This is a genomic window from Gemmatimonadaceae bacterium (assembly GCA_020852815.1).
Lineage (GTDB): Bacteria > Gemmatimonadota > Gemmatimonadetes > Gemmatimonadales > Gemmatimonadaceae > SCN-70-22.
Genome location: JADZAN010000046.1, coordinates 213,947 through 232,747, shown reverse-complemented (window position 1 = coordinate 232,747; position 18,801 = coordinate 213,947). Strand labels below are relative to the sequence as shown.

At 67.5% G+C, this 18,801-nt stretch carries 17 protein-coding genes; 13 read left to right on the top strand and 4 right to left on the bottom strand.

Annotated features, from left to right (window positions below; translation table 11 throughout):
- The first annotated feature begins 11 nt into the window (after window positions 1–11).
- From IT359_20945 to IT359_20930, 4 genes are all read left to right on the top strand, one after another.
- Window positions 12–521, top strand: a complete 510-nt coding sequence (locus IT359_20945; GenBank protein ID MCC6931469.1) for a MogA/MoaB family molybdenum cofactor biosynthesis protein — start codon at window positions 12–14, stop codon at window positions 519–521.
- Window positions 518–2,233 (top strand): sigma-54-dependent Fis family transcriptional regulator, encoded by a 1,716-nt coding sequence (locus IT359_20940; GenBank protein ID MCC6931468.1) that lies wholly within the window; start codon window positions 518–520, stop codon window positions 2,231–2,233. Before IT359_20945 ends, IT359_20940 begins: the two co-directional genes overlap by 4 nt.
- A 569-nt stretch (window positions 2,234–2,802) precedes the next feature.
- Window positions 2,803–3,663 (top strand): hypothetical protein, encoded by an 861-nt coding sequence (locus tag IT359_20935; protein MCC6931467.1) that lies wholly within the window; start codon window positions 2,803–2,805, stop codon window positions 3,661–3,663.
- 459 nt (window positions 3,664–4,122) lie between these two features.
- A complete protein-coding gene (locus IT359_20930; GenBank protein MCC6931466.1) occupies window positions 4,123–5,499 on the top strand; it encodes an HD-GYP domain-containing protein in 1,377 nt (458 codons plus the stop codon).
- 21 nt (window positions 5,500–5,520) lie between these two features.
- Here the strand turns inward: IT359_20930 and IT359_20925 are convergent, their stop codons facing one another.
- The 3 genes from IT359_20925 to IT359_20915 form a co-directional block, all read right to left on the bottom strand.
- A complete protein-coding gene (locus IT359_20925) occupies window positions 5,521–8,625 on the bottom strand; it encodes an AAA family ATPase (protein ID MCC6931465.1) in 3,105 nt (1,034 codons plus the stop codon).
- A gap of 292 nt (window positions 8,626–8,917) precedes the next feature.
- Window positions 8,918–9,931: a MoxR family ATPase gene (locus IT359_20920; protein MCC6931464.1), complete on the bottom strand. Its 1,014-nt coding sequence runs from the start codon at window positions 9,929–9,931 to the stop codon at window positions 8,918–8,920.
- 241 nt (window positions 9,932–10,172) lie between these two features.
- The gene (locus tag IT359_20915) at window positions 10,173–10,628 is read right to left on the bottom strand and encodes a hypothetical protein (protein MCC6931463.1); all 456 of its coding nucleotides are present in this window, start codon (window positions 10,626–10,628) and stop codon (window positions 10,173–10,175) included.
- Between the two features lie 232 nt (window positions 10,629–10,860).
- Here IT359_20915 and IT359_20910 point away from each other — a divergent pair, with 232 nt between their 5' ends.
- From IT359_20910 to IT359_20870, 9 genes are all read left to right on the top strand, one after another.
- A complete protein-coding gene (locus IT359_20910) occupies window positions 10,861–11,139 on the top strand; it encodes an AtpZ/AtpI family protein (protein MCC6931462.1) in 279 nt (92 codons plus the stop codon).
- 11 nt (window positions 11,140–11,150) lie between these two features.
- Entirely contained in the window at window positions 11,151–11,483 is a 333-nt protein-coding gene (locus IT359_20905) for a hypothetical protein (protein ID MCC6931461.1), read from the top strand.
- Window positions 11,480–12,451: a F0F1 ATP synthase subunit A gene (gene atpB, locus IT359_20900; protein ID MCC6931460.1), complete on the top strand. Its 972-nt coding sequence runs from the start codon at window positions 11,480–11,482 to the stop codon at window positions 12,449–12,451. Before IT359_20905 ends, atpB begins: the two co-directional genes overlap by 4 nt.
- Window positions 12,452–12,727: 276 nt before the next feature.
- Window positions 12,728–13,003 (top strand): ATP synthase F0 subunit C, encoded by a 276-nt coding sequence (atpE, locus tag IT359_20895; GenBank protein MCC6931459.1) that lies wholly within the window; start codon window positions 12,728–12,730, stop codon window positions 13,001–13,003.
- 126 nt (window positions 13,004–13,129) lie between these two features.
- On the top strand, window positions 13,130–13,708 hold the full coding sequence (atpF, locus tag IT359_20890; protein ID MCC6931458.1) for a F0F1 ATP synthase subunit B: 579 nt from the start codon (window positions 13,130–13,132) through the stop codon (window positions 13,706–13,708).
- On the top strand, window positions 13,709–14,254 hold the full coding sequence (locus tag IT359_20885) for a F0F1 ATP synthase subunit delta (GenBank protein MCC6931457.1): 546 nt from the start codon (window positions 13,709–13,711) through the stop codon (window positions 14,252–14,254).
- A gap of 354 nt (window positions 14,255–14,608) precedes the next feature.
- Window positions 14,609–14,986: a cupin domain-containing protein gene (locus IT359_20880; GenBank protein MCC6931456.1), complete on the top strand. Its 378-nt coding sequence runs from the start codon at window positions 14,609–14,611 to the stop codon at window positions 14,984–14,986.
- Window positions 14,987–15,116: 130 nt separating this feature from the next.
- Entirely contained in the window at window positions 15,117–16,103 is a 987-nt protein-coding gene (locus tag IT359_20875) for an NTP transferase domain-containing protein (protein MCC6931455.1), read from the top strand.
- Between the two features lie 107 nt (window positions 16,104–16,210).
- Entirely contained in the window at window positions 16,211–17,482 is a 1,272-nt protein-coding gene (locus IT359_20870; protein MCC6931454.1) for an NAD(P)/FAD-dependent oxidoreductase, read from the top strand.
- Window positions 17,483–17,554: 72 nt separating this feature from the next.
- Here IT359_20870 and IT359_20865 read toward each other — a convergent pair whose 3' ends face one another.
- Complete coding sequence (locus IT359_20865; protein ID MCC6931453.1) at window positions 17,555–18,748, bottom strand: M20/M25/M40 family metallo-hydrolase; 1,194 nt, start codon at window positions 18,746–18,748, stop codon at window positions 17,555–17,557.
- Between the last annotated feature and the right edge of the window lie 53 nt (window positions 18,749–18,801).

Here is an 18,801-nt window from a genome sequence, read left to right as displayed (position 1 = left end):
GCCGTGACGGCATGCGCCTCGCCATCCTGACCGTCTCCGACGCCGGTGCGCGCGGGCTGCGCGCCGATGCGTCGGGCGATGCCATCGCCGCGTGGGCCGCGGCGCATGGCCATACGCTGGCCGCGCGCCGACTCGTCGCCGACGAGTCCGTGGCCATCGTGCAGGCGTTGGTCGCGTGGTGCGACGGCGACGAGGCCGACGTCGTCTTCACCACCGGTGGCACCGGGCTCTCCCCGCGCGACGTCACCCCCGAGGCCACACGCGCGGTGCTCGAGCGCGAGGCGCCGGGGCTCGCCGAGCGCATGCGCGGCGTCGAGATCGAACGCTTCCCGCGCGCGGCGCTCTCACGCGCCATCGCCGGCACGCGCGCTCGCACGCTGATCGTCAACCTTCCCGGCTCCACCAGCGGTGTGCGCGACGGCCTCGCCGCGCTGGAACCGGTCCTCGAGCACGCCGTCGCCGTCATACGCGACCACTCCACCGATCACTCCCCCGGCGCTGCGGGGCGCGCGGCTCCATGAGCGTCCTCATCACCCTCACCGATGTCGAGCCGGCGGTGCGGCTCAACGCCGCCCTGGAGCAGTCGGGGATCGACACCGAAGTCGTCTCCCCGCTCGACGACGTGCGGGCCACGATTCGCCGCACCAAGCCGACCGTCGTCGTCCTCACCGGCGGGCTCCTCGATCCGGCCAACGTGGCCGTCGTGCGCGAGCTGCTGTGGCAGGACGTGGCCGTCATCGGCTTCGCCGACGTGCGCGATCCCGCCATCGACGAGCGGTTGCGCCTCGTTGGGTATGTCGAGGTGTTCGGAAAGCCGGTGGTGATCGACGAGGCCTCTGCCGGCGTGCGTCGCATCCTCGAGCGGCAACGCCTCGCGCGCGAGACTGGGCTCATCGGCGAGTCGGAGGCAATTCGCGAAGTGCTGGTGAAGGTCGAGCAGATCGCCCCCGTCAGCAGCACCGTCCTCATCGAGGGAGAGAGCGGGACCGGGAAGGAACTCATCGCCCGCGCCATTCACCAGCTCAGTCCGCGGCGCAACAAGCCGTTCATCGCCGTGAATGTGGGGGCGCTCCCCGAGACGCTCCTCGAGTCCGAGCTGTTCGGGCACGAGAAGGGGGCGTTCACTGGAGCCGCCGAGCGACGCCTGGGGCGCTTCGAACTCGCGCACGGCGGGACCATCTTCCTCGACGAGATCGGCGAGATCCCGCCCAACGTGCAGGTCAAGCTCCTGCGCGTCCTGGAACAGCGCGAGGTGACGCGCGTGGGCGGCACGGCGACCATACCGGTCGATGTGCGCGTGGTGGCGGCGACCAACTCCCCGCTCCGCGAAGCGGTGGAGCAGGGGGCATTCCGCGCCGACTTGTACTACCGGCTCAACGTGCTGCAGATCTACCTCCCCCCGCTTCGCGAGCGCCGCGGCGACATCCCGATCCTGGTGCGCCGCTTCGTGCGCGAGCTGTCGCAGCTGCACGACCGGCAGTTCCATGGCATCAGCGCCGAGGCCATGCAGCGCCTGATCGACTATCCGTGGCCGGGCAACGTGCGCGAGCTGCGGAACCTGGTGGAGAGCATGGTCGTGCTGGCGCCCGGTCGCGAGATAGGGCCGGCCGACATCCCGCCGCAGATTCGAGATGGCGGCTCGCGCCTCCTCCCGGTCCCCATCGGCCCGGTGGTGCGCGCGCACGCGGGGGCCGAGGGGCGAGAACTCGAGTTCATCGTGCGCTCACTCCTCGAGCTCAAGCTGCAAGTCGAGGAACTCCGCCGCCGGATGGACGAGGCGTCGCAGCCGATTGGGGGGCCTGGCGCGCATTTCCCGCACTTGTCGGGGCCCCACGGCTCGGCGGCCACGCTCGCCGGCCAGGTGGCGGGGCAATGGATCGGTGACGTGCGCGCTCCGGATGGATACGCCGGGCTGGTGGGTGGGCTCGAGCCCATCGGCGTGGCGCCTGCGGATGTCGGCGTCACGCTGCGGCCGGGGATGACCATGGCCGAGATCGAGCGCGCCGCGATCGAATCCGCGTTGCGAAACACCAGGGGCAACCGTCGAAAGGCCGCCGAAGTGTTGCAGATTGGCGAACGGACCCTGTATCGCAAGTTGCGAGAGTACCACCTGGTGCCTGACGAGGAAGGCGAGGCGGGCGTGGCGGACGGTGCGTCGCGCGATGCAGGGGCGCGGAGCGATGCAGGGGCGACGAGCGATGCAGGCGACGGTACGGACGCCAGCGGCACATAGAGGTTTGGCTTCTCTAATCGGCGTCGTCGGTGGCGATGGTGTCGATCGTGGCTAGCGGCGAAATGCGAGGGCACATCGTGTGCATTGAGGCGTGGGAATCGGGCGCCGCCGTGCGGTGGGGCGCGAGAGTCGTGGCCCACTGACCGCGAGTTGCGACAAGGCATTAGGACGCGCCGCCGCGCGTTTGGCCGCGCGTTTGGCCGGGCGTTTGGCCGAGCGTTGCGTGGCGCGTCGCCGCTCAGCGCGTCGCGAAATCGGATCTCGAATCCGGAGCGAGCGCGACGACACCGAGTTGCTGGGGCGCGTGTCGGCGCGTGTCGGCGCGTGTCGGCGCGAGTGGCGGCGGGACGGCGAGTTAGGCAGTCTGCCGACGCGGCGTGTGAGAGAATCCGCGACGCAGCGGCAGGAACTGTCCTTGATTACGGACTTGCACAGCTACACTATACGTCGCGTTTCTCGGGTCGTGAGCGAGGAGCGCTGGGTTGCACGACCACCGCTCGACGGTTTGTCGCCGTCGGGAGAGCCTGCGGGGTGATCGCCGTCGCGATCACATCCTGCGTTGGAGGATGATGAGTCCACAGCCCCAGTCTTCGCCCCTCATTGCGGGAAGCGTCCTTCCCATCAAGCGGGCGGAGGAACTCCTGGCGACCCTTCCCGGGGTCATCGCGGCGCGGATCATCGCCAGCGACAGCGGCGCCGTGGACGAGATTCATGTCCTCACCACGGCCGAGATCACCCCGAAGCAGACCGTCCGCAACATCGAGAGCGCGCTGATTGCGCATCTGGGCATGCGGGTGGATCACCGGAAGATCTCGGTTGCCACCAGCCTCGATCAGCGGCGTCCCAAGGACGCTCGTGTCGAGGGGGCGGCGGGGGGCGCGCCGGCAGCCGGTGCCGCGCCTGCCGTTGCGGCGCCAGGCGCTGGAGGACAGTTGCCCGGGGCGATGTCGGCGGTTGGTGTCGCGAGTCCTGCGGCGGGAGCTGTGGCGACGCCGGCGGCGGGGCAGTTGGCGGTGGGGGGGGAGAAGTCGCTGCGACGCCCGTTCTATTTCGAGGATGTCGAAGTACGCCGATCGCGTGCGACGGGGATCACATGTCGCGTTACCCTGAGCAAGGGTGAAAAGTCCTTCATCGGCGAGGCCGAAGGCATGGAGAACGAGCGATCGCGAGTCGAGTTGGCGGCGAGAGCCGCGCTGCGCGCGATCGTGGAAGGGGAACCAGGGGTCCGCCCACTGGACCTTGGCGGGGCGAAGTTGATCGAGGCGTTCGACCGTGAGTTCGTCTTCGTGGGGGTGACGGTTCAGCAATCGCGGACCAGTGTGTTGCTGACCGGGAGCTGTGAAGTGAAGGACAGCCCCGAGACGGCCAGCGTGCTGGCTGTACTGGACGCCACCAACCGCTGGTTGTCGCGAGCGACAGCAGGCGCCTGAGCGTCGTCCGCGCGGAGCGTGGGTGGCGCGGCGGGATGCTGGGCGCGGCGGCGCCTAACGAGCCATTCGGGTCAACGTCGTCGTCGGATCCTCGAACCTTACCCGCAGCCAGAACGCCAGCACCAGACAACTGAGGCCCCCGTTCCCGTGCGAGCGAAGTAGAGCGGGAACACCAGCAGTACGAGCGGAGCCAACCTTAGAAGAACCGCATGTCCAGTGGATCGGGCATGACGCTCGAAGGGAGGTGACGCGAGTATGGGTATCGTCGAGTGGATTGTCGGAGTACTTTCTGGCCTTCTGACTTGGAACTGACCTCGGGGCGGGGGCCCTCTCACCTAAAGATCGCTGTATCCGCAACCGCGCCAACTCGTCGAATCAACGATTCCTCGGCACTGGCGAGTGCTTCCGTCCCGAGTGGAAAAAACTACTCAGAGATTAGAACCAAGGCCCTGGAGCCGCTTGATCGAACACGTCGAGCCGACCCAGACAAGCCGTGGTGGTGCGCGCAAGGCCTCGCCAGTCGTCGCGGTTACCGCGTCGCTGGCGGTCGCGGCGTTCGTGCTAGTTCTCCTGAGAGTTCCGGCAAGCGAGAATCCGAGCGTACTCCTTGGGGTCGCTCTAGCCGGATTGGCGGTTCTAGCCGATTTCATGTCGTTCTACGCTCAAGGTAAGAACGTCGTCGGCTCTATCGCCTTGATTCCGCTGTCGAGCGCCGCACTTATTCTCCCGGATTACCGCGGCCTGGCGTTGGTTGTCCTGGCTCAGACGGTGACGGAGGTGCACAAGAAGAGGCCCGCGTTGAAGTTCTGCTTCAACGTGGCGCAAGTCTCGCTCGGATTCGGTGTTGGGATCTACCTCTTCCACCAGTTTGGTGGCCTGCCATTCGGAGACGTCGCTGACACCAGCTTTCTATCGACAGCAACTAGGACTCTAGCACCGACGACGGTACTCGTTGCCAGCGTAATGTTGGTCAATACGCTCAGCGTCAGCGCTGTCGTCAGCGCGGTGTCGGGACAGAGCTTTCTTCGCCTCTGGGTCGATGGCAACAAGTCAACGGCCATCTTCTCGGTCTTTCACGTATTCCTGACGTTCTACACGAGTTGGTTAACTGAGAATCTCGGCCTCGTCGGAACGTTGGGAATGGCGATTCCAATGATCGCCGTGCGCCAATTGTTGAGAACAACAGCCGAACTTACAGGAGTCACCGAGGAGCTACTCGATCTGATGGTCGCGGCAATCGAAGCGCGAGACCCGTATACGTCAGGCCATTCTAAGAGGGTCTCGCAGGCGTCGCGTATCATAGCCAAGGCGATTGGCCTCAAGCCCGACAAGGTCGAGCGCGTTGAGGTGGCGGCACTTCTGCATGATGTCGGTAAGATCGATGAGAAGTTCGCTCGCATCTTGGCGAAAGAAGGGCGCCTCACTCCCGATGAGTGGGCCATAATGAAGCTCCATCCTGTCCGTGGTGCCGAGTTGGTTGGATTGCTGACGAGTCTGAAAGACATAGTGCCTGCAGTTCGACACCACCACGAGAACTGGGATGGAACCGGCTACCCCGATTCGATCAAGGGAGAGAGTATTCCTCTCGCGTCGCGGATAATCATGTTTGCAGATACCCTCGATGCGATAACGACTGATCGCCCATACCGAAAAGCGCTCGACGCTGAGGAAGCTCGGCGAGAGTTCATCAAGTTCCGGGGAAAGCAGTTCGACCCGAGCATTTGCGATGTTGTTGTATCGCAAGCCGTCTGGGCCGAGTTGTTCGCGTCGGTGGAGGAATCTCGCGCTGCGAATCCCACGAAGCAGGTCGGTGAGGCAAAGCCAGCCGTGGCCTAGCGCGGCGCTACATCGGATCGATCATTTGTAGCGTTTCTTGATCGACTTGGCTTCCGTCTGCGCAAACGTGAACGGCCCCACCGTTATCTCGCGTCGAACTGATGCGTACTCCGCTTCCAGCTTCTGAGCCGCCTTATCCGCTCCGATAGAGCGGAATGCCGCGCTGAGAACCCTTGTGTTGATGTCTTGGCGCCCGAACGAACGCCCGCGCATATGCTGCGCGTGAAGACGAATCGTTTCGCGTCGCGTTGTGGGGTGCTGACTGATAAGCAGCCGAAGCGCGAGGTCACCTATGTCAACGCAGTACTGTGTGGCCATCAGCGGAAAGCGTCTCGTGGGAGGCATTTGCCTGTATAGTGTTCGAGCCAAAGCCACGTCGTTCGTGAGCCATGCGAACACGCTTTCCGAGTAGCGAAGCAATACGTGAAGAGTTTCCGTGGGATTCCGGGAGCAGATTTCTCGCTGTCGTGTCAATTCCACCACTCCAAGGTCTACTTCGCCGCAGAGTAGGTATGAGGTAAGCAGAACATCGGAAGTTGCGAACTGTTGTGCCTGCAGCTTGTACTTGGTTGCCAGGGCAAGAGTCTCTTCAAGCAGAGGACGCGCAACGTCGTGCAAGCCAACGCGAACAAGGGCGTTAGCCGAGCGACGAAGGCCGTGTATCTGCTGACGGATCTCCTCTGATGCTCGCGACAGGTTCGCGTACTTGAGTGCATGATCGCGTACTCGATGTGCATCACCGACAGTTGTGTCGTACACAAGTCGAAACAGCGTGCTCTCCAGTTCCGTCACATCTGAGGAATCGATCGCTTCTAAGGCGCTCGACGCCGCTGAGCGAATCGCATCTTCGTCGTAGTCGTTGTCTCCAAGCATCGCTTGGAGAGTGGCTGCTCGGAGCCGGAAACCGGAAGTAGATTCTCGCGACTCCAGTATCGATGACAGTCTTCCTGGCCATTCCCTCTGGTCGAACAGAAGCATGCAGGCTTCTGCGTGGAAGAGATCGTATTCGTCGTGGCTTGAAACCGAGAGAGACAGGCGTGCACGAACTTCGCTTCGCTCGCTGCAGAAGTCCTTAACGTCGCTCCAGTTCGCGCACAGCCGTGCTGCGGCGATCGAACCTTCCAGCGCGGGAAGAAGGTCGTCGTCGGTTTCTGAGCAGCGGCGGGCCGCAGCAAACGCCTTACACGCCTCATCCCCCATCCCCAACGCCACCAACCGATACCCCAACTTCATCGCCGCCTCGTACGCCTTCCTTACCTCGCCCGCCTCCTCCCAGTGCGTCACACAGTCGCCTAACAACTCCACCGATTGCGAAGCGTCCGCCTCGCCCTCCAGCATCGCCGCCGCCCGCGCATGCGCAAAGGCCACGATGCTCGGCACCTCCAGCTCCGAGGCCAGCGCCGCCACCATCCGGTGCCGACACCACACCACCGGCCCCTTCGTCGCCACCAGCCCCGCCCCCTGCAACTCGTCCATCGCCGCCATGAAGTCGTTGGCGGGCATCTCCAGCAGCCGCACGGCACGGGTCGTCGTCGCGCGCGTCTCCAGAATGGCCACGACCAGCAGCACCCGCCGAGCCTCGCGCGACAACACATCGTGCTGCGCCCCGATCAGGTCGCGAATGCTCGGCGGCGTCTGCTGCGGGTCGCCTCCACGCCCCAGGTGCGCCACGAGCTCCGATAAATAGAAGGGGTTCCCGCTCGACAACGTCGCCACCCGCAGCGCTGCCTCCTCGTCCACCACCACGCGGTTGCGCTCCCCCCAACGCTGCACGAACAGGAGCGAGTCGTCGTTGGCAAACGGCGCCAGGCGCACGTGCTGCGTCAACCGCTCGCAGCTGGGCGCGCCTAACGAACCGTACGCGGGCGGCAACCGGCGCGCCGCAAAGAGGAAGCACACGGGACGCGTCTCCACGCGGTCCCACACATCCATCAGCACGCGCCACGTGGTGGGGTGCAGCCGCTCGGCGTCGTCGACGAACAGCACCAGCGGCGCCTCGTCGGCGATGGCCATTACCAGCTCGGCCAGCGCCTGCACCAGCTGCGCGTAGAGAATGTCGGCCGCCATCCCGGTCACGCTCCACACGGTCACCGTCTCCGGCGTCCCCAGGTGCCGCACGTAGTGCAAGTGCTCCTGCGCGCACCCCAGCGCCCCGGGCAGCGTCAGGAGGAGCTGTCCCACGGTGACCAGCGTGCTCACCGGCGTGAACGTGTCGCCGGCCGACGGCGTGTAGGTGGCGATCGTGACGCCGTCCAGTGCCGCCAGCCGCAACAACTCCCCCGCCAGCCGGCTCTTCCCCACCCCCGCCTCGCCCGTGATGATGGCGGCGTGCCGGTCGCCCCCCCGCACCTCGCGCAGGAGCTGGCGCAACACCTGGAACTCGCGCTCGCGCCCGATGAACGGGAGCTCGAAGCGGCGCAGCACCAGCGAGTCGTCCAGGACCTCGGCCACGCGCCGGCGCAGGATGCGCGCCGGGAGCTGCAAGTCGGCGCTGATGGCCCCCACCTCCTCCTCGTAGTCCTCGAGCAGGCGCAGCGCCTCGACCTTGCTCCCCTCGAGCGCCAGCGCCTCGGCGAGCCCCAGCGTCCCCACCTCGTTCAGTGGATCGAGCGCCAGCAGGGCGCGCGCAACCTGCCCCATCTCATGAAAGCGGGCCCGCCCGCGGGTCGACGTCACCTCGTCGGAGAGGGCGCGCCGCAGGCGCGTCGCCACGCGCGCGCGTAGCGCCTCCAGCCAGTGCGCCAGCGGCTCGCCAAGGTTGGGCGCGTACGCCGGCAGGAAGGGGACGGCCCCCAGCCGGACCAGGAGCTCGCGCGGCGGCGTCCCGTGCAGGAGGAGGTGAACGTCCAGCGCGCAGCGCTCCCAGTCGAGCACCACCGATCCGCCGCGCAGGTGCACGGGGACGTCGAGCTGGCGCAGTCGATACATCGCCTGCCGCAGGCGGTGCCGTCGCTCCTCGTCGTCGGCGCGTGGCCAGATGCACGCCACGAGTTCATCGCGGAGGATCCCTTCGGGGGGTGCCGCGGCGATGACCAGCAGAATGGCGAAGTGGATCTCCGAGTCCGGAGCGATTCGCACCTGCGACGTCTCGAACGCGCACTGGCCAAACGTGACGGCACGCAACACGGGCACACTCCGCGGGGGCAGAACCACCGGTGGGGGGCGAGTGACGTCCAGAAGATCGCGCGCGCCGTCACGCGGGCGTCACGTGAGGCGAGGGCTTCCTCCGGGGCGCACGAGCGGGCGGACACGGCGACAACCGGCGATAGTGTGCAGCAGAACGCCGCCACCCGCGAGAGCTGCGGCTGGCGGCGTGCGGCGTCGATTGGCTTACGCGCGGGAGGTGGGGTGGGGAGCCTGGCGGGGCGGGAGCGCGCCTGCCCCCCGCGCGCCGGCCCGCGGCCGCGCCCCGACCCGGCTACCGCTTGAGCACCTGCGTCACGATGCGGTCGGCGCCCACACCCTCGGCCTCGGACTGGAAGTTCATCACCATGCGATGCCGAAGCACGGTCATCGCCACGCTGCGCACGTCATCGAGGTCGGGTACCGGACGCCCGTCCATCGCCGCGCGCGCCTTGGCGCCGAGGACGAGGTACTGCGATGCGCGCGGCCCGGTGCCGTAGGAGACGTACTTGCGGATGTCGGGGAGGGCATCGGGTTCGCTGGGGCGCGTCGACCGCGCCATCCCCACGGCGAACTTGACGACCGAGGGCGGCGCCGGCATGCGACGGACGAGTTGCTGCAGCTCCAGGACCTCGTCGCCCCGAAGCACCGGTTCGATCGTGACCGCGCCCGCCCCGGTCGTCGACGTGACGATGCGCTCCTCCTCCTCAAACGACGGATAGCCGACGTTGAGCTCGAACATGAAGCGGTCGAGCTGCGCTTCGGGGAGGGGATAGGTCGCTTCCTGCTCGATCGGGTTCTGCGTGGCGAGCACGAAGAACGGCGACGGGAGCGTGTGCGTCTGGCCGGCGACGGTGACGGTGCGCTCCTGCATGGCCTGCAGGAGTGCCGACTGCGTCTTTGGTGGGGCGCGGTTGATTTCGTCGGCCAGGACGACGTTCGCGAAGACCGGCCCCTTCACGAACTTGAAGACGCGGCGTCCGGTGGCGTGGTCTTCCTCCAGCAGCTCGGTGCCGGTGATGTCGCCCGGCATGAGGTCGGGGGTGAACTGCACGCGCGAGAAGGAGAGATCCAGCGCCTCGGCGACGGTCTGGACGAGGAGGGTCTTGGCGAGCCCCGGGACGCCGACGATGACGACGTGGCCACCGGCGAGGATCGCCGCCACGAGGTTCTCCACGACGTCCTGTTGGCCAATGATCTTGCGCCCGATCTGCGCCAGGAGGTCCCGGCGTGCGACGCTGAGCTTCTTGAGGAGTTCGAGATCGCGCTGTTCCTGCGCGCCCTGCGATGCTGGCCCGGTGTTGCCCACGCCAAGTCCTTGGGAGAAAGTCGGAGAAAAAGTCGCCGGAAGGTAATGTGCGCCCTGCCTGACGATAAGAGCAGTCGGACGAGCGGCGCGCCGTGCGGGGCGATGCGTTGCCAGCGTGATGCACCGCGCCGGCGGAGAGAAACGCAAACGGCGAGCCTCGCGTTGGGCTCGCCGTGAGATCGGGATGGCGATGTGGCGTACGCCGCGCGCCGTGTGCGCGCTGTGCACGCGCCACCGCTCGCTAGGGGAGCGTGAAGCGGACGCGCTGTTCGACGGGGTGGTTGTCGCTGTTGAGGCGCGCGACGGCGGTGAAAGCGCCGTGATGCTCGGCGGGGCTCCACACGGCGGCGTATGAGACCGTTTCGTTGGTCTCCAGCACGTGCGTCTGCAGCGTCTGCGTGAACATCCGGCCATCACTCCATCGCCACACTTCGCGCCCCGCGTCGTCGAGGACGAGGAGGTCGTGCGTGAGGCCATTGGGGAAGGTGAGTTCGAGCCGCTTGGTCGCGTTGTTGGTGACGTGAAACGCGAAGCTCACCGCATCGCGCAGTTGCACGTCGAGCGACGAGGCGATGGGCGGCCCGCCGGCGACGCGATTATGCGTGGCCGAGTCGGCGGCGCGTGAGCGCGGGCCGCACGCCGTGGCAGACGTGGCGAGGAGCGAGAGGAGGGCGACGACGAGCGAGCGCGACTGCATGCACCAGGGCCGGTGGAGCGCGGTGATGAGACGAGGGGCGGTGACGGGACGGACCGTGTTCTTGGCGCTGCGAACTTATAGAGTTTTTCGGCGCCAGTCAAGCGGTGTCGAATCCATAACTCAAAGGGAGTCAGCAGCTTCGGTCCCTCCGTCTCAAGTTGGACTTCGCAGGCTCGTCCCCCGGCCGGTTCGCTTGCGAAAAATTTCACAAACTCCTAGATTCCCGCCCCGAATGTCCGGGGATCCACGGAAGCCAAGCGGTCGCCCCTCCGACGAGTCGGATGATGCCCGCCTGGCACGGTCGGCCGCGCGGTACGGCGGCCTTGGGCTGCAGTTTGCCGCATCCATCCTGGTGTTCCTGTACGCCGGTCAGTGGGTCGATCGGCGGCTGGGAACCAAACCGTGGGGCCTGCTCGTGGGAGTGTTCGTCGGTGCCGGCGCGGCGTTCTACAGCATGTATCGCCGACTGATGGCCGACCTGCGTCGCGAGGAGGAACGGGAGCGCCAGTGAAGTCGTTCGGGATGTTCTTGGTCGTTGGGGCGACGCTCATCGCGGTCCTCGCGTGGGTGCTCACCCTGGTGTACGGCGGCGCCGAGGCGCGGCACGCAATCGTGACCAGCGCCATCGTCGCCTTTGTCGTACAGTGTCTCGCCTTCGCGATCCTGCACCTCACCGCAGGGAAGAACGTGATGGCCGGGTGGGGCGTGGGCGCGTTGCTGCGCTTTCTCGTGTTTGGTGTGTACGTGCTGGTGATCGTGAAGTCCTTCGCGCTGGCCATGCCGGTGGCGATGATCAGCATCGCCGTGTTCCTCTTTGCGTCGTCGTTGGTTGAACCCCTGTTCCTGAAGACATGAGCGCGCTCCGTTCGCTCCTGCTGGCCTCTGCGTTGTTCGCCGCACCGGTCGTTGCCCCGCTGGCCGCGCAGGAGCATGCGCCGGCCGCCGCCGCCGCGGTCGAGAAGGTCGATATCATCACGCCGCACATCACGGACTCCTACCACATGGAGCTTCCGTCGATCTTCCCGCCGTTCTACAAGGAGATCTGCCTCGGCCGCCACGTCGGCGAGCACGGGTGCGAGCCGCTGTGGGAGCCAGTGCACATCGCGGGGTATTCGATCAACCTGTCGCCCACGAAGCACGTGATGATGATGCTCATCGCCGCGCTGCTCGTGACGGTGATCCTCGTCGGGACGGCGCGCGCGCACGCGAAGCACCACCACGAGGCCGGGCGTCCCAAGGGATTCGCCGCCGGCCTGGAGGCGATGGTGCTCTACATGCGGAATGAAGTCATCCTTCCGAACGTGGGACATCACGGCAACGCCTTTGTCCCGTACCTCCTCACGATCTTCTTCTTCATCCTCACCGCCAACCTGCTCGGCCTCGTCCCCTACGGATCGACAGCGACCGGCAACATCGCGGTGACGGCGACACTCGCCATCATGACGTTCATCGTCGTGGAGGTGGCGGGGATGCGCGCCCAGGGGATTCACTACCTCTCCACGATCTTCTACTGGAACACGGACCTGCCGCTGTACATGCGGATCCCGATGTTCCTGATCATGTCCCCGGTCGAAATGATCGGGAAGCTGACCAAGCCGTTCGCACTCGCCATCCGTCTCTTCGCCAACATGACCGCGGGACACATCGTCGTCCTTGCGCTCATCGGGCTGATCTTCACCTTCGCGGGCCCGGTCTCGGCGGCGCCGTTCCTGATGGCGGTGGCCATCATGATGCTGGAGCTGTTCGTGGCCTTCCTGCAGGCATTCATCTTCACACTCCTGGCGTCGGTCTTCATTGGCCAGATCCGGGAGGCGCACCACTAGGAGGGAGAAGACGAGAGGACGAGAAGACGGGAAGACGAGAATGGGTCGCTTCCGCTTCGAGTCACGGCGCCTCAGGGTCGCCATCACGTCCTCTCGTCTTCTCGTCTTCTCGTCTTCTGCACCTGTTCGACTGACGCGACGTCGCTCACCGCGCCAGCACGTAGCCAGCCGAGTGGTTGGTGAAGCCCGTTGGGCCCCGGGGTCCAGTGACGGGCAGCGAGGGACACGACGTACTCGGCGAGCGCTGATGTTCAACGTTAGGCACGAGATTCTCCCATGATCGAAGTGTTCCCGCTCCTCCAGGCGGCCGCCGAGGCCACCAGCAACAACCAGGGTCTCTCCCTCATCGGCGCCGGTCTCGGCGCTGGCCTCGCCGTCATCGGCGCCGGCATCGGCATCGGCAACATCGGTGCGCATGCCGTGGAAGGGATGGCGCGCCAGCCCGAAGCGGCCGGCCGCATCCAGACCGCCGCGCTGATCCTTGCGGCGCTCATCGAAGGCGCCGCGCTGTTCGGCGTCGTCGTCGCGTTCCAGATCCAGGGCAAGTTCTAGGTACCGCGAGAGGGGGCGCCCCGGGGCGCCTTCCTCCCGTTGCTCCCTCCCGTTCGACCGTCGTTGCGTCTTCGCCGAAGTCCCGCGCTCTCCCGGTGCCACGGCACCGTTCCTCGATACGTCGTCATGCGCCCTTCGCTCCTCTCCGCCCTCATCGTCCTGACCACGCCGGCCACGGCGTTCGCCGCTGAAGAAGGCGGCAAGGTTGACCTCCTCTCGCCCAACGGCGGGTTGATGTTCTGGACCCTGCTCATCTTCATCGTCCTCCTCGTCGTCCTTTCCAGGTTTGCCTTCAAGCCGCTGATCGCGGCGGTCGAGGCGCGCGAGGCGTCGCTGGAAGCCGCCATTGCCAAGGCGCAGCAGGATCGCGACGCGGCGGCCAAGCTCCTGGGCGAGCAGCAGGCGCAACTCGACGCGGCGCGCGCCGACGCGCAGAAGCTCATTGCCGACGGCCGCGCCACCGCGGAGAAGCTCAAGGTCTCGATGCTCGAGGAGACGCGTGCGCAGCAGCAGGAGTTGCTGGAGCGCGCCAAGCGCGACATCGAGAACGAGAAGGTGCGCGCCATCGGCGACCTGCGCCGCGAGGCAGTCGACCTGGCGCTGGCCGGCGCCAGCAAGCTGATTGCCCGGAACCTCGACGACGCGGGGAACCGCAAGCTCGTCGAGGACTTCCTCGCCAGCATCCCGCCTGCCGGGAGCCGCTAAATGCGCGATACCACCATCGCGCGCAACTACGCCGAGGCGCTCCTCGCACTCGCCCGCAAGGCGAATGCACTCGAGAGTTGGGGGACGATGATGTCCGCCGTCTCCGACGCGGTGACATCGGATGCGCGCCTGGCCAATTTCCTCGCGGCGCCGCAGGTCGCGGCCGACGCCAAGAACGCGGTGATCGAGAAGGCGTTCGCGCCGTCGCTCCCGCGACCGCTCGTCCGCTTCCTGCAGAAGCTGGTGCAGAACCGCCGGCAGATGCTCATCCCCGAAATCGCTGTCGAGTACGCGAACCTGGTCGACGAGGCCGAGGGACGTGTACACGCGCAGGTGACGCTGGCGCGCGAGGCCACCGCCGCCGATCGCGAGGCGATCGCCAAGCAGCTCACGGTGCGCCTGGGCAAGACGGTCGTCCCGCACGTGCACGTGAACCCGGCCATCCTCGGCGGCGTGATCGTCAAGGTGGGCGACACCGTCATGGACGGCTCGGTGAGGAAGCGCCTCGGGATGCTTCGCTCGCGCCTGGCGACGGGCGTGCGCTGACCTTCGGCGTCGCGCCCATTCCGCGGGGTTGGCGACGAGTGTCGATGGAAATGGTCGGGGCCTCGGTCAGCGATGATCGGGGCCCCTTTCATCGGTATGGCGCCCGCCCCGCGCGAGTTCGCCTCCCGATCGCAAGGCACGCCGGTTGCACCGGCACTTGGGCGCGGCCGATATTGCCGCCGGGCGTGACCTTGGGAGCTGTCCCCGGGGGCGCGCGCCGCATCCTCCCGCTCTCTCCGATACGTTCGTCATGGTCCTACTCGTCCTCCGTTCCGGTCTATCTCGTGGCGTCGCCGCAGCGCGATGCGGTGCGCCGTGGTCCCGCGCGATGCGGGTGTCGCTGGGGAGTGAGCGATGAGCGGGCGCGCGGAGGTGCGCCGAGTGCCGAAGCCGTGGGGGCACGAGATCATCTGGGCGCACACCGACCGGTACGTGGGGAAGATCCTCCACATCACGGCGGGGCAGGCGCTCTCGGTCCAGTATCACGAGGTGAAGGACGAGACCGTGTACCTCCTCACCGGCGAGATGAAGTATTGGGTCAAGCTCCCTGGCGAGTCGGAGCTGCGCGACCAGGCGCTCAAGCCGGGCGATGCGTTTCGCATCACGCCGGGGACGGTGCACTACATGGAGGCGGTGACCGACTGCGACGTGCTCGAGGCATCGACCCCCGAGCTCGACGATGTGGTGCGCATCAAGGATCGCTACGGGCGCGAGGGGACCAACGCGCCGTGACGGCGAGGCGGCAAATCGACGTGGCGATGCCTAACCAGTCACTACCTTTCGCGTGGCAGAGCGCGGCGGCATGCGGCGCCTCTCACGTCCGAGCCATCATTCCGTACACCTTGCACTGCCCGAGGCACGCATGAAGGTCATCATCCCGTTGGCGGGGAAGGGAACACGCCTGCGCCCCCACACGCACCTGACCCCGAAGCCGATGTTGAAGGTCGCGGGGAAGCCGGTGATGGACTACGTCATGGATGACGTGGCCAGGCTGGGGAACGTGGACCAGGTCATCTACATCACCGGTCACCTCAAGGAGAAGGTCGAGGCGCACGCGCGCACGGCGTACGGCATTCCCGGGGTGTTCATCGAGCAGCAGGTGCAAGACGGGACGGCCGGGGCGGTGGCGCTGGCCCGAGCGCACGTCGATGCGCCGGTCCTCATCATCTTCGTGGACACGATCTTCGACGCCGATCTCTCGGTGATCAACTCGACCGATGCCGACGGGATCATCTGGACCAAGGAGGTCGAGGACTACCAGCGCTTCGGCGTGGTGGTGACCGATGCCGACGGCTACATGACGAAGATCGTGGAGAAGCCCAGGACGCCGGTCTCGAAGCGCGCGAACATCGGGCTCTACTACATCCGCAACTGGAAGCTGCTGTACGAGGGGGTCGCGCACGTGCTGGCGCAGCCGGCCAACCAGGGGGAGTTCTACCTCACCGACGCCTTCCAGTACATGATCGAGCATGGGGCGAAGATCAAGGTGATCGACGTCGAGGGGTGGTACGACGCGGGGAAGATCGACACGCTGCTGGACACCAACCGCGCGATGCTGGAGAAGGGGCGTGCGCGCGTGCCGGCGGGGATCGACGCGTCGCAGCTCGTGCACCCGGTGTACATCGAGGACGGCGTCACCATCTCGGGATCGGTTGTCGGGCCCAACGTCTCGATCGGGAAGGGGAGCGTGATCGAGGGGTCGCACCTGCGCGACACGGTGATCGGGGACAAGACGCGCATTGCGCGCAGCACCATCAGCAACTCGCTCATCGGGAGCGAGGTGGTGCTGGCCGGCGTCACGGGCGAGGTGACGATCGGCGACCACTCCGAGGTGAGGGTCGAGCGGTAGCCGTTGCGGCTTGCAGGCGCCTCGGTGGTTCCGCGCGGCGCTGGCGGGGGTACATTGGGGGGCCCTGAATGGGTCCCCCTCGTTCGTTCCCTCCCTGTGCGCTGCCAATGAACAGGCCGACCCTCGACCACCCGGTACTGGTGATTGGCGCGGGCCCCGCCGGGCTGGCGACGGCGGCGTGCCTCGCGCGCCGGCGGATCGACCACCGGGTGCTGGAGCGCGGCCAATCGTTAGGCGCCGCGTGGCGGGCGACCTACGACTCGCTGGTGCTGCACACGGGGCGGCACATGTCGACGCTCCCGGGGGGCGACTATCCGAAGGGGACGCCGCTCTTTCCCACGCGCGACCAGTTCGTGGCCTACCTCGAAGGCTACGCGCGCGACAACGCCCTGTCGGTCGAGACGGGCGTGGACGTGGTGGAGCTGCGCCGCTCGGCGCACGGGTGGGCGGCGACGACGCGTGATGGCGCGCGTATCGACGGCAGCTCGGCGGTGATCTGCACCGGGATCATGTCCAACCCGCGAATGCCGGCGCTGGCCGGGCGTGAGCGATTTCGCGGGACGGTGATGCACTCGGTCGAGTATCGCCGGCCACAGCCATTCGTGGGGGAGCGAGTGTTGGTGGTCGGCGTCGGCAACTCGGGGGGCGAGATCGGGAGCGAGCTGGCGCGCGCCGGCGCGCGGGTGACGATGCTCGTCCGCTCCGGGGCGCACGTGGTCCCGCTGGCAATTGCCGGGGTTCCCATCCAGTACCTCTCCTCGGTGGTGCGCCGCTTTCCGCGTCCCGTGCAGGAGTGGGTGGTGCGCCGGGTGCAAGGCATCACGGAGGCGCGCCGCGGCGCGCCGGTGATCCCGCGTCCGCCGTACTCCGCGCTCGACGCCATCCCCATCGTGGGCTTTCAACTGGTGGATGCAATCAAGGCCGGGCAGGCGCAGCTGCAACTGGGGACCATCGACCACCTCACCGAGGACGGCGCGGTCTTCTCCGACGGTCGCTCGGCCCCCTTCGACGCGATCATCCTGGCCACCGGTTTCGCGCCGGCGTTAGGCCTCCTGCGCGACCTCGTGCACTGCGACGACCGCGGCTTCGCGCGGCGGCGCGACCGCGTCACGAGCGCCGACCAGCCCGGGCTCTACTTCGTGGGACACAACTACGACGCGAGCGGCGGGATCACGAACATCCGCCGCGACGCGCCGCTGGTGGCCGCGCACATTGCCGGGTGCCGCTCCATTGCCTGCCGCATGGCGCGCGAGCGTGACCGCGCCCGGGCGTCGCTGCTGGCTAACGCGCACGTGCATGACGAAGCGGCGCAGGGCGGGCACCCGGCGGCGCGACGTGACGTGCCGGCCGCGCACGAACCACCGCGCCCCGCCACGTAGCGTTCCTCAGGTGGCGCGGCACCCGGGCGAGCCGCGGGCGACATCGCCAGGCGCAACGCGGCGCCTCCCCGCTCACGCCAGCTCGGCGACGGCGGCGAGGATGGTGAGGGCACGCACGAGGCCGAGTGCTCCCTCGCGGTTCTCGAACCACTCGTGCGGGGTGTGGACGTCGCCGCCGCGTCCGCCGGCGCCGAGGGCAATGGCCGGAAGCCCCAGGTGCAACGGGATGTTGGCGTCGGTGGAGGCGATGGCGCTGTCGGGTGTGCGCCCGATAAGGCGCGTGGCAGCGAAGGCGGCCTCGCCAATGAAGGCGTCGCCGGCCAGTGCACCGCCGGGGCGGTCGCCGGTGATCTCCAGCGACATCGAGAGCGGGGGCGTTCCCGGGCGCCGCTGGCGATTCTGCGCCTCGAGGACGCGGACCGCGGCGGCGTGGATCTCCCGGTTCAGTCGCTCGAGTTCGCCCGCCGCGGTGGAGCGCACGTCGATCTCGATGGCCGACACGGCGGGGATGGCGTTTACCGCCGTACCGCCGTGAATGCGTGAGACGGTGAGCGCCGTCCGCGGTGACGATGGGAGCGGCCAGGCGGCGAGCGTGGCGGCGAGGGTGGCGGCGGCGTGGATCGCATTGACGACGCCGTATGAGGCCCACGAGTGCCCGCCGGGGCCGGCGAAGGCGATGCGATAGCGGCGCGTGCCTAACGCGTGCGTCACCACGCGCTCGTCGCCGGCGCCGTCCAGCGCGATGGCGGCGTGCGCGCCGGCGCCGGCCGTCGCGAAGAGGTGGCGCGCCCCACGCAGGTTGCCGCCCCCTTCCTCCCCTGTGGTGGCGACGAAGAGGATCGGGCGGCGCGTCGCCGTCCCGGTCGCCTGCATCGCGTGGGCGATGGCCAGCATCCCGGCAATGCCACGTGCATTGTCGCCAATGCCCGGCCCCGTGATGCGTTCGCGGTCGCGCCGCATGTGATGCGGGACGTCGGCGCCGAAAACGGTGTCCAGGTGCGCGCAGACCACCACCGGAGAGTCGTCCGTTATGCCCTGTCGCCTGGCGATGACGTTCCCCGCCGCGTCGATCGAGGGCGCGAGGCCGATCGCGCGCCAGTGGCGGCACACCTCGCGCGCGCGCTGCGACTCGCCCCCGCTTGGCGCTGCCACCTCGGCGAGCGCGACCTGGCGCTCGATCGTCGCCGAGTCGGTGGCGAGGAGGTGCCGACGCGCCGGGAGGAGGGCGTCGAAGGCGCGGCGGACGGCGCCGGAGGTGGGGAGCATAGGCTCTAAATGCGGCCACGTCGCGACCTGACGCAAGAGCGGCGCACGCCGGC

Coding starts and splice junctions, on each gene's coding strand:
- IT359_20945 (MCC6931469.1), top strand. CDS start 12: ATGCGCCTCGCCATCCTGACCGTCTCCGACGCCGGTGCGCGCGGGCTG.
- IT359_20940 (MCC6931468.1), top strand. CDS start 518: ATGAGCGTCCTCATCACCCTCACCGATGTCGAGCCGGCGGTGCGGCTC.
- IT359_20935 (MCC6931467.1), top strand. CDS start 2,803: ATGAGTCCACAGCCCCAGTCTTCGCCCCTCATTGCGGGAAGCGTCCTT.
- IT359_20915 (MCC6931463.1), bottom strand. CDS start 10,628: ATGCAGTCGCGCTCGCTCGTCGTCGCCCTCCTCTCGCTCCTCGCCACG.
- IT359_20910 (MCC6931462.1), top strand. CDS start 10,861: ATGTCCGGGGATCCACGGAAGCCAAGCGGTCGCCCCTCCGACGAGTCG.
- IT359_20905 (MCC6931461.1), top strand. CDS start 11,151: ATGTTCTTGGTCGTTGGGGCGACGCTCATCGCGGTCCTCGCGTGGGTG.
- atpB (MCC6931460.1), top strand. CDS start 11,480: ATGAGCGCGCTCCGTTCGCTCCTGCTGGCCTCTGCGTTGTTCGCCGCA.
- atpE (MCC6931459.1), top strand. CDS start 12,728: ATGATCGAAGTGTTCCCGCTCCTCCAGGCGGCCGCCGAGGCCACCAGC.
- atpF (MCC6931458.1), top strand. CDS start 13,130: ATGCGCCCTTCGCTCCTCTCCGCCCTCATCGTCCTGACCACGCCGGCC.
- IT359_20885 (MCC6931457.1), top strand. CDS start 13,709: ATGCGCGATACCACCATCGCGCGCAACTACGCCGAGGCGCTCCTCGCA.
- IT359_20880 (MCC6931456.1), top strand. CDS start 14,609: ATGAGCGGGCGCGCGGAGGTGCGCCGAGTGCCGAAGCCGTGGGGGCAC.
- IT359_20875 (MCC6931455.1), top strand. CDS start 15,117: ATGAAGGTCATCATCCCGTTGGCGGGGAAGGGAACACGCCTGCGCCCC.
- IT359_20870 (MCC6931454.1), top strand. CDS start 16,211: ATGAACAGGCCGACCCTCGACCACCCGGTACTGGTGATTGGCGCGGGC.
- IT359_20865 (MCC6931453.1), bottom strand. CDS start 18,748: ATGCTCCCCACCTCCGGCGCCGTCCGCCGCGCCTTCGACGCCCTCCTC.